This is a genomic window from Enterocloster sp. 210928-DFI.2.20, from assembly GCF_020554465.1.
GTDB lineage: Bacteria > Bacillota > Clostridia > Lachnospirales > Lachnospiraceae > Enterocloster > Enterocloster bolteae.
The window spans coordinates 1-10,290 of record NZ_JAJCHK010000063.1 but is presented as its reverse complement, the minus strand read 5'-3'; the positions used below and the strand labels follow the sequence as shown (position 1 = coordinate 10,290).

The following is a 10,290-nucleotide window of genomic DNA, read 5'->3' as shown; positions in this document are numbered from 1 at the left end:
AAAGAATGTTGGAAGTGTGCTTTTCAGCACACCCCAACATTCAGTATAGAACCCAATAAAATATCTTCCATAGGACGGAATATACCGGCCCTTCTGATATACCGCATACAAGGTGGTCACAGTGGCGGGGTCTCCCACAGAGAAGCACAGAGGGGGATTGTAAAAGTGTATTTTTCTGACATAGGATTCCGGGGCCAGACAGAGGGCGGTGCCGGAGGCAGCCAGACGGATGGCGATATCGCTGTTGCGGGTAAACAGGAGGACCTTGGGGGTTAAGCCGGCCTTTTTAAACAGTCCTGCCGATATACGGCCCGTTGTCTGGTCCCGGGGGTGGAGGATGTAGGGCTCATGTTCTGTATGTCTTATATCCACCCAGGGATAGCGAAAGCCTTCCCTTGCCATGGCTTTTTCCGCCAGGGGATGACCGGGGGCTGCCACCAGAACGATTTCTTCCTGCCCCAGGTACTCCGCTGTCTGAGCGGGATCCGTGGCCGTGGAATTATAGATGGCAAAGTCCACATTGGGGGAAAGCATAAGCTGCTTTTCAACGGAATGTGATTCCTCCAGAAGATTAATCTGCACGTCCGGGTAACGGGAATAGAACCGGCTGAGTACATCCGGCAGCAGGCAGGAACCACGCATCAGAGCCACCGCTATGGTCAGCTGCCCCTTTTCCTCGCCTAATAAATCCTCGCATTCCGAATTCCAGTCAGAACATATCTGGCAGATTTTTTCCGCATAATCCATGTAGCGGTTACCGATATGGGTTGGAATCAGGTCATTGCCAATACGGCTGAACAGAGGGGAGCCCAGCTGACGTTCTATGTTCTTCACAGCCTTGCTCAGGGCGGACTGTGTGATGAACAGGGAGTCTGCTGCCTTTGTGATGCTTCCATACCTGCGTATGGCCAGCATATACCGGATTTCCTTTGAGATCATGTATGTACCTCCAATGAAAATAATTCATGACTTAGATGATTATTATGACTTTGACACCTACCTATGCACATTGTATAATAAAAATAATATACAATCAAGGGTTTCATCAATATTGCTGAATGGAGGCGCCATGGAAACAGAGAGAGCGGATTTTCTCGTAAGAGGAGCAATGGTTTACAACAGCTACTTTAAAAAGTTTGTGCCGGCGGATGTGTCTGTGTCAGGAGGGAAATTCTTATACATAGATCCCCGAAGGTCCGGCGCGGTGGAGGCTGATGATACAGTGGATGCAGAGGGCCTTTATATGGTGCCGGGGCTGATTGACATACATATGCACATCGAGAGCTCCATGCTGACGCCGGGAGCATTTTGCAGACGGCTGGCAGAGTGCGGCGTCACCACCATTGTGTCGGAGCCTCATGAGATGGCCAATGTGAACGGAATGCAGGGCGTGCTGGATATGATAAGGGCTGGGGAAAACAGCCCGGTTGATATCTTTTACGGGATTCCCAGCTGTGTGCCCTCCACCTCCCCTGAGCTGGAGACCACCGGAGGCATCATAACCTGTGAGGAGATGGAAGGCCTGAAGGAAAATCCCTGGGTGGCCTGTGTGGGAGAGGTTATGAATTACCGTACCATTATCCGGGAAAACCAGCTGGAAATTACCCGGTTCCTCAAACAACTTCGTGAAAAGGACCGGATTTTTCCCATTGAAGGCCATTGCCCTGCACTGCTGGACCTGGATTTGGCCAAGTTTCTGTACCTGGGCATCAATGGAGACCATACGGAGCACAGCTTGGAAGAACTGGAACAGAGGTTTGCCAACGGCATGTTTATGGAAATCCAGGAAAAGATGCTGCGCAGGGAGGTACTGGACTACATCAGGGAGCATGGGCTGGAGGAACATTTCTGCTTTGTGACAGATGATGTGATGGCTGACACACTGTGTATCCAGGGACATCTGGACGCCCTGGTCCGCAGGGCCATGGAACTGGGGATGCCGGCAGAGCAGGCAGTTTATAACGCCTCCTTTACCCCGGCAAGGCGGATGAACCTTTTGGACCGGGGGGCAATTGCTCCGGGGAAAATAGCTGACTTCCTGCTGCTCAGCGATTTGGATACGTTTGCTGTCTCTGCCACCTATAAAAATGGGAAATGTATTTGGCGCAGGGGACAGGACGAAAGGGAACAGCCCGCCCAAGAGCAGCATGGCCCGGACAGGGGACAGGATATGCGCTTTCCGGAGCCTTATTACCACAGTATCCATCTGGAATTCCAGGAGCAGAGCCGGTTTGAGGTTCCCATGGAATCGGATTCAGGCACGGTTATGGTCCGTGTCATGGAAATCCAGGACGGGTCCACCAAGACAAAGGAAATCATCATGGAGATGCCTGTGAGGGACGGTTTCCTTAAATGGGAAGGGACGGGCTGTCTGCTGGCCGCTGTGTTTGAGCGGTATGGAAAGGGCCAGGCAGTGGGATACGGATTGGTAACCGGAGACTGTCACAAGCGGGGAGCCGTGGCTACCAGCTACGCACATGACTGCCATAATATTCTGGTGGCAGGAGCAAATCCTGCGGATATGAAGCTTGCTCTCAACCGCGTCATTGAGATGCAGGGCGGCATGGCTGCGGCGGACGGGGGAAGGATACAGGCAGAACTGCCCCTTCATGTGGGCGGCATCCTGTCGGACCGGCCTGCGAAAGAAGTGGGGGCCAGCCTTGCAAGGGTCCGTGAGGCCATGACAGGCCTGGGTTACAGGCATTATAACCCCATTATGTCGTTCTGCACGCTGACACTGCCGGCCAGCCCGGCCCTGAAGCTGACGGATAAGGGACTGATAGATGTAAAAGCCTGCAAAATTGTGCCGTTAAAGGTAGAAGGACAGAGAACACAACCGTAATAACTGCACCGGAGAAAATCAAGAGGAGGATTAATCATGTCAAAGGAAACTGAAGGTACAGCCAAAAGAGGAGCTTCCAATACCTGGATTGACAGGCAATTCCATCTGGCAGAGCATGGGACCACGGTAAGGACAGAGATTCTGGCCGGTATCACCACATTTGTGACCATGGCATATGTGCTGGGGACTGTCCCTAATATCATGGCAAACGCGGGGCTGGACAGAGGCGTCATGCTCACGTCCATGATTTTACTGATTATTGTTACCACAGTGGCCATGGCCCTGGTGACAAACCGCCCCTTTGCACTGGCGCCCGGGCTGGGCAGTGTTGCAATCGTGTCGGGAATGATTGCGAACAGCGGGATTTCACCTGAAATCACAGCCGGCGTCATATTCTGGAGCGGCGTTATTTTTATTGTGATATCCTATATCGGCCTCAGGGATGCGGTGGTAAATGCCATTCCCGCCAGCCTTAAGCATGCGGTCAGCTCGGGCGTGGGCCTGTTCATTGCGCTGCTTGGATGTAAGAACGCAGGGCTGATTATTGCCCTGGAAGGCAAAAATAACCTGGCCTTCGGCGACCTGAGTTCTCCCTCCGTGCTGTTGGCGCTGATTGGATTCCTGCTGATACTCATCACCAAGCAGATGCGGGTGCCGGGATATATGATTTTTTCCATTTTGATTACCACGCTGGTCGGGATACCCATGGGGCTTACCAGGATGCCTGAGGCGTTTTTCATGGCGCCCAGCTCTCCCTTTGGCCAGTTTATGAAGATTGATTTTCTGGGAGCCCTGCAGTTTGCCTATCTGCCCTTTCTGATTGCCATGTTTGTACCGGATTTCTTCTCCACCTTTGGCACGGCCCTGGGCGTGGGCGCAAAGGCCGGATTTCTGGATGAGGACGGCAACCTGCCCGGTATAGACAAGGTGTTCAAGGTGGATGCCGTGGCAACCGCTCTGGGCAGCCTGTTCTGCATGCCGTGTATGACCACCTATCTGGAATCCTCCTCCGGCGTGGAGGCAGGAGGGAAGACAGGGCTGACACCTATTTCCACAAGTGTCTGTTTTGCCTTTACCCTGCTGCTGACGCCCTTTGCCCTGATGATTCCGTCGGCCGCAACGGCCCCTGCCCTTATCATCATCGGAGTCGGCATGCTAAGTTCCATGCGAAACATCAATTATGATGATTTTACAGAATCCTTCCCTGCGTTTATCTGTGTTGCCTTTACCATATTCGCCAACAATATTGCCAATGGAATCTGTGTGGCCCTGCCGGTTTACGTGGTGCTGAAGCTGGCTTCGGGCAAGATTAAGGAAATGCCCAAAATCATGTATGTACTGCTGGGAGTATGCGTGCTGTACTTCTACAGTATCATTAAATAGTTTATGTAAGAACGCTGGATTACGCCATTCTGCACGGATGCTTTTTGCAGGTGGCAAGGCTCACCGCCACCAGCAGGATTCCGCAGACAAGAGCGCCTGGAACGGTCTCGCCAAGCCCCCAGGGATTGCCGGCCAGTTTCCAGCCCACACATACCACAAAGCCGCCTGTCATGGCAGATATGATGCCCTGGCTGGTGGCTTTTTTCCAGTACAGGGCCGCCAGGGAGGGCAGGCCTGCCGCCGCCGCGTAGAAGGACCAGGCAAACATGAGGACATTGTAGGCGTTTTTGATGTATAGGGCGATGATTAAGGCGCCCATGGCCAGTACCACGGACATGACACGGGACATGAGTATTTCATGCTTTTCCGTCATTTCCGGCATGAAATTTTTTCCCAGGTCATGTACAAAGGTCTGGACCGATACCAGCAGGTAGCTGTCCGCAGTGGACATCATGACTGACAGGATACCAGCCAGAGCCAGTCCTGTAAGGCCGGGAGGCAGGATGCTTACAGCCAGGGCAGGCACCACGGCATCAGAGCTTCCGTAGGAGGCCACCACGTCCGGCAGAATCTGCCGGCCTGCCAGACCCATGAAGAAAACCAGGGCAATGGTTACCATGTAAATGGAAGTGCCCCAGAACATGCCCTGGGTTGCGGCCTTTTTGCTCTTGGCAGCAAAGGCCCTTTGCCACATCTCGGCTCCTGCCAGGGTAAATACCAGATAGGTGACAATGTCGCCCAGGATACTGCCGTTGATATGAGGCACCAGGTAGGATTTGTCCAGGTTCTGCCAGAAGGAGGAAAAACCGCCCAGATAACGAATGCTGGAAAAGGGAATCAGGATGTAGACAAAGATAATCAGCATGAAAAACTGGAGCACGTCCGTGTACACCACGCCGAAGAGACCGGATGCAGCGGTATAGATGATGAAGATGAGAGTGGCTGCCAGGGCGCCGGCTTCATAGCTGATGCCGAATTCATTTCCCAGCATCTTGATGATGGTGGCGGTGGCAGTCACCTGGGCAGCCACAGTGCCCATCATGGTGAAGACGATCATGAAAGCCAGGATACAGCGGGCAGTGCTGTTGAACCTGTAGTTGAAAAGTTCCGGTATGGAGTTGATGTTTCTGGTGAAGCCAACCTCCTGTATGCGTCCGGCGATGGCTGAGAAGATAAACATGCCGATGAGATAGGGGATAGCGGTCATAACCGCCTTAAAGCCCGTGGTATAGGCAATGCCCGCACGTCCCATCATGGCGCTGCCTCCGATGATGGACGCGCACACAGTGGCAGTCAGCACAAAGGGGCCCAGGGTTCTGCCTGCAACGTAGTAATCGCCTGTATTCTTGATTCGTTTGACGAACCATACGCCCACAAAAAGCATGCCTATCATGTAGAGGACAATGATGACCAGATCCAGGTTGGTAAGTTCATGCATAAATCAGATCTCCTTTCGTTGGGGAGCCGCCTTGGGAGGGGGAGGTGATGAAAAATATCTTTGGATGTATTCAGTTTTAGGTAAAGGAAAAGAACGGACTTAACAAAAGAAACCGTCTGCATGGATGCAGACGGAAAAGTATACGACAATACAGCAAAATGATTTACCAGAATGTCCCTGTCCCTCTTCCGCCTATGAGATTAGCTGCCGGGTTCGGGAAAGAAAGGTTCCCTATCATCCGGGAGCCGCGACAGGCTCAGACGGATGAATACACCCCTAAAAATCGGTTCTCCCACTGCTGCATAGCAGCATTAAGCGACTTGGTGATTATGTTAACATTATCTTAACATTAATATATCACAGAAACAGGAGCGTGTAAAGAAATAACCTGTCAGATTCAGCCCATATTCTGTCAGATTCAACTCGACATATCCGGCATTTAGCGTATAATAGATACAGGTATGAATTAAATAAGACAGCCGGCGGCAATGGAATTTTGACGGCCTGGCTGTATCTGGAGGTATTATGTAATGGAAACGGGACCTATACGGGTGGCAATCATGGCAGACACCCATGGAGTGCTCCGGCCGGAGGTGGAAAGGATTCTGGAAACCTGCGATGTGATTGTCCATGCGGGGGACTTTGACAATCAGATGCTGTATCATAAGCTGAATGTGGACCAGCCCCTGTACGCGGTAAGGGGAAATAATGACAGGGGATGGTCGGGGGGACTTGGTCAGGTGAACCGGTTTGAAATCGGAGGGGTTAAATTCATTATGGCCCATGAGAGAGTGGATATCCCCAGCGTGCTTAAGGATATTCAGGTGGTCATATTCGGCCATTCCCATATGTATTATCAGCAGGAAATCAGCGGAAGGCTTTGGCTGAATCCGGGAAGCTGCGGCTATAAGCGTTTTACCCTGCCTCTTTCCATGGCTGTGATGACCATTGAGGACGGAACGTATGAGGTGGAGACCGTCTGGCTGGAACATGGGTACGGGACGCCAGGAGCAGCCACCAGCCAGAGGGAAAAGGCCAAGGCCAGCAAGTATGAAAAGCAGCAGAAACGCTATAAGCAGAAGCAGGCAAAGGGGGAAGGCCAGGCGGATAAGGCAAAGGGAGCGGTCAAGGCAGCCAGATATGGGGGACAGCCGGCAGCCAGGCAGGAAGCTGTCAAACCTGCCCCAGATCAGGAGAAGGAATATCTGTTCCTTATAGCGAAAATCCTGCGCCTGAGAAAGGCCGGTGAATCCAGAGAATGGGTTATCCGGAACCTGGGGGAGAATTTCAGGCTGGCATCAACCATATACGATATATGCGAAAAAAGGCCGGACTCAAATGCCCGGCAGATTTTGGAACTGTTATTGGAACAAATCTCTTTTTAGTGGGAACGCTTTCCGGTGGATGGAACACAATGGGACACACACATCCCGGCGGAGGACACGCCATGGGACACACCGGCACAGCAAGTCAGGATAAAAGTGACCGCATGACGTGGGCATAGATTTCCTGGCTTTTTGTTTTCCAGGTATTGCACATGGCTTCTGCCTGCTCCCTGTCAGGGACGGATAAATCCAGCCGGATAAGGGTCGTCTTATTTTCGCGGACTTCACAGTGGACAATGTAGTCCTGATTAGTCCCCTTGTAGAAGTCGGCCGTTGTTCCCACCTCCTCCCGGAGGCGGAACTTGTTCTCCTTGAGGTACTGGTCCATGTCCTCAATGATGGCAGTGGATATGTTCTTGCCGAAGAAGTTGAGGGTTTCCTCCCCTTCCCTGGTGATGTCATACCGGGTGCTGTTGTGGCTGGCCTCCTTGTGGACCAGGCCGGCGTCTTCCAGCTCATTTAAGGCCTGCTGGAGGGTGAAATAGGTGGTGTATTCATGCTCTGTGAAAAAGTTGGTGAGCTGGGCGTTCGTCAGGGGGAAGTTCACCTGCTTCAACATATAGAGATTCATCAGTTTGTACAAGGTCATAGGTTCAGTAAGCATATCACACACGCTCCATCAGGATTTTCTTATTATTTTCTAATGTGGTCCTTTACCGCGCTGCTGACTACATCTGCCACACGGGGATCAAAGGCTTCGGGAAGTATGTTCTCGTCGCTTAAATCCTTTTCATCCACCAGCCCGGCAATGGCTTCGGCGGCGGCCAGCTTCATTTCCTCGGTGATGGCAGAAGCGCGGCCTTCCAGTGCGCCCTTAAAGATTCCGGGGAATACCACTACATTGTTTACCTGGTTAGGGAAGTCGGAACGGCCGGTCCCGACCACACGCGCCCCGGCAGCCTTTGCCAGGTCAGGCATGATTTCCGGTACAGGGTTTGCCATGGCAAAGAGGATGGCGTCCTTATTCATGGATGCAACCATGTCCTGGGTTACGATTCCGGGAGCAGATACGCCCACGAAGATGTCAGCGCCCTTCATGGCATCTGCCAGAGTGCCGGTCCTGTGCTCCAGGTTAGTCACGTCCATCATCTTTTCCTGCATCCAGTTAAGGCCTTCTGCACCCTTGCTTAGGATACCGCTCTTATCACACATGGTGACATGGGAAAATCCGTAGGTCAGCAGCAGCTTTGTGATGGCAATGCCCGCGGAACCGGCGCCGTTTACTACCACGCGGCAATCTTCCTTCTTTTTACCGGTCAGCCTGAGAGCGTTGATGACGCCGGCCAGGACCACAATGGCGGTGCCGTGCTGATCGTCGTGGAACACCGGAATGTCCAGCCTCTCTTTTAATGCCTCCTCTATCTCAAAGCATCTGGGGGCCGAGATGTCCTCCAGGTTGATGCCGCCAAAGGCAGGCGCAATGCGCACAACGGTCTCAATGATTTCCTGGGTGTCCTGGGTATCCAGGCAGATGGGGAAGGCGTTGACGCCGCCGAATTCCTTAAAGAGAACAGCCTTGCCCTCCATGACCGGCATGGCGGCCAGGGGGCCTATGTTGCCCAGGCCAAGTACGGCGCTTCCGTCGGAGACAACGGCAATGGTGTTGGATTTGATGGTGTACCGGTAAGCTGCCTCCGGATCTGCGGCTATCACCTTGCAGGGCTCGGCAACGCCTGGGGTATAGGCAAGGGCCAGGTCTTCCCTGGAAGCTACCTTTGCTTTTGATGTGGTTTCAAGTTTTCCCTTCCATTCCTCGTGGAGCAGCAGTGCTTTTTCATTGGTTGTCATAATCCATTCCGTCCTTTTCCTTATATAGTAGAAACACAAAAATGCATTTTTATATATCATAACAATTTTGGGAGTGTTTATCAAGTTCCTTTTGAAAATGGTGCTGTTTGGCAGACCTGTATGTTTGAAATCAGTTGGTGTGGGGGCGCCTGCGCGGCGGCAGGAACCGGGGGAGGGGAGGACAAAAGGGAAATGGAAGAACATGGAACCCATGGATTGAACAAAAGATGTAATTAAAACTTTTAAAACCACCCGAAATGTGATATCATGTTACATAAGTGTGGACATTTTACACAGAAGGATAAAGATACAGGTGGTACTATGAGGGAACGTATTAACCGTCTGGCCAGGGGAATCATTGACAATGGTTCGCCGGAGCTGGTGCTGGCACCGGAACGGGTGGAGGCGTCGGTTCCTGCGGGTGAGGTCATCCGTGGCGAGATATTGGTGAGCAGCGGCAATAACCTGCATATAAAAGGGCTGGTGTATTCCAGCCATGAAAGGGTCCGGGTGGTGAACAGTGCTTTTGGCGGGCTCCGCAACCGGATTATATATGAAGTCAACGTGGGTTTTTCAGAGCATGGGGACGAAATCAAGGGATCTTTTTACCTGGTCACCAATGGCGGTGAGAGGGAGATTCCTTATTCTTTGCGCGTACAGGCCGGTGATTCCGGTGAGGTTCTGGGAAACTTAAAGACTCCCAGGGACTTTGCGGTGCTGGCTAAGAAGGACCTGGAAAAAGCGCTGAGGATGTTTGAGTATCAGGATTTTACAGAGGCCCCCTTCATGCAGGATTCCCGGGTCCGTACCATCTATGACGGGCTAAAGGGAAGGGCCGGCAGAAGAAATCTGCTGGAGGAATTCCTGGTGGCCCTGCAGGTCAAGGAACCGGTAAAGCTTACGCTGGAGACAGGAACCAGGATTTATGAGAATCTGACAGGAATCGCGGAAGATTATATAGATATAGCGGCAGGAACCTGGGGGTATGTGTCGGCGGACATAACCGTGGACGCCCCCTTTATTGAACTGGGGACCTTCCGGATTACGGACCAGGACTTTGTCCAGGGCCGGTGCAGAGTGGGGTACCGCATTGTTCCCTCCAGACTTCACAGAGGAAGGAATTTTGGGTGCATCCGTGTTAAATCCCTGCGGGAGGAATTCCTTATTTCCGTGGAGGCAGAGGGGCATCATGGGTCCGGCAGCACGGAGCGTGAATCCGGCTCGGATCGGTTTATGGACCATGGGAGCTTATATAAATATCTGTCCCTGCGTCTGGATTATGAGGCAGGGGTTTATGAGCCGGCCCTTCTACTGAACCAGATGATGAAGGAGACAGAGCACCTCAGGGCTGATTTTCCAGGGGATGCGAGAGCCAAGCTGATACAGGCAGAACTTCTTATATTAAATGATCTCTCGGAATCTTGAGTGATCATGCCAGCAAAACTCTGGCATTG

Annotated in this window: 7 protein-coding genes, 1 pseudogene and 1 riboswitch; of the genes and pseudogenes, 4 read left to right on the top strand and 4 right to left on the bottom strand. The window is 52.3% G+C overall.

Annotation, left to right across the window (positions count from 1 at the left end):
* A partial coding sequence (locus LI015_RS27450; RefSeq protein ID WP_227126733.1) for a LysR family transcriptional regulator occupies positions 1-939 on the bottom strand: 939 nt, incomplete at its 3' end.
* A 130-nt stretch (positions 940-1,069) separates the two neighbouring features.
* On the opposite strand from LI015_RS27450, the gene LI015_RS27445 reads away from it, so the two are divergent.
* Entirely contained in the window at positions 1,070-2,842 is a 1,773-nt protein-coding gene (locus tag LI015_RS27445) for an adenine deaminase C-terminal domain-containing protein (protein ID WP_227126732.1), read from the top strand.
* A 36-nt stretch (positions 2,843-2,878) separates the two neighbouring features.
* Positions 2,879-4,225 carry an NCS2 family permease gene (locus LI015_RS27440; RefSeq protein WP_002567311.1) on the top strand — a complete coding sequence of 449 codons (1,347 nt, stop codon included), beginning with the start codon at positions 2,879-2,881 and terminating at the stop codon, positions 4,223-4,225.
* 19 nt (positions 4,226-4,244) lie between these two features.
* On the opposite strand, the gene LI015_RS27435 is transcribed toward LI015_RS27440, so the two are convergent.
* Complete coding sequence (locus tag LI015_RS27435) at positions 4,245-5,663, bottom strand: sodium:solute symporter family protein (RefSeq protein ID WP_002567312.1); 1,419 nt, start codon at positions 5,661-5,663, stop codon at positions 4,245-4,247.
* Positions 5,664-5,837: 174 nt separating this feature from the next.
* A riboswitch (cyclic di-AMP (ydaO/yuaA leader) is annotated at positions 5,838-5,991 on the bottom strand.
* Between the two features lie 202 nt (positions 5,992-6,193).
* On the opposite strand from LI015_RS27435, the gene LI015_RS27430 reads away from it, so the two are divergent.
* The gene (locus LI015_RS27430; protein ID WP_002567313.1) at positions 6,194-7,048 is read left to right on the top strand and encodes a metallophosphoesterase family protein; all 855 of its coding nucleotides are present in this window, start codon (positions 6,194-6,196) and stop codon (positions 7,046-7,048) included.
* Positions 7,049-7,133: 85 nt separating this feature from the next.
* On the opposite strand, the gene LI015_RS27425 is transcribed toward LI015_RS27430, so the two are convergent.
* Positions 7,134-7,652, bottom strand: a complete 519-nt coding sequence (locus LI015_RS27425; protein WP_002567314.1) for a DUF4364 family protein — start codon at positions 7,650-7,652, stop codon at positions 7,134-7,136.
* 29 nt (positions 7,653-7,681) lie between these two features.
* On the bottom strand, positions 7,682-8,836 hold the full coding sequence (locus tag LI015_RS27420; RefSeq protein WP_002567315.1) for an NAD(P)-dependent malic enzyme: 1,155 nt from the start codon (positions 8,834-8,836) through the stop codon (positions 7,682-7,684).
* A gap of 321 nt (positions 8,837-9,157) precedes the next feature.
* Here LI015_RS27420 and LI015_RS27415 point away from each other — a divergent pair.
* Positions 9,158-10,243, top strand: a pseudogene (locus LI015_RS27415) (DUF5717 family protein); the annotation flags it as partial.
* Positions 10,244-10,290 lie beyond the last annotated feature (47 nt).

Bases quoted from the DNA above. Each gene is read 5' to 3' on its own strand.
- LI015_RS27445 (WP_227126732.1), top strand. From the start codon at position 1,070: ATGGAAACAGAGAGAGCGGATTTTCTCGTAAGAGGAGCAATGGTTTAC.
- LI015_RS27440 (WP_002567311.1), top strand. From the start codon at position 2,879: ATGTCAAAGGAAACTGAAGGTACAGCCAAAAGAGGAGCTTCCAATACC.
- LI015_RS27435 (WP_002567312.1), bottom strand. From the start codon at position 5,663: ATGCATGAACTTACCAACCTGGATCTGGTCATCATTGTCCTCTACATG.
- LI015_RS27430 (WP_002567313.1), top strand. From the start codon at position 6,194: ATGGAAACGGGACCTATACGGGTGGCAATCATGGCAGACACCCATGGA.
- LI015_RS27425 (WP_002567314.1), bottom strand. From the start codon at position 7,652: ATGCTTACTGAACCTATGACCTTGTACAAACTGATGAATCTCTATATG.
- LI015_RS27420 (WP_002567315.1), bottom strand. From the start codon at position 8,836: ATGACAACCAATGAAAAAGCACTGCTGCTCCACGAGGAATGGAAGGGA.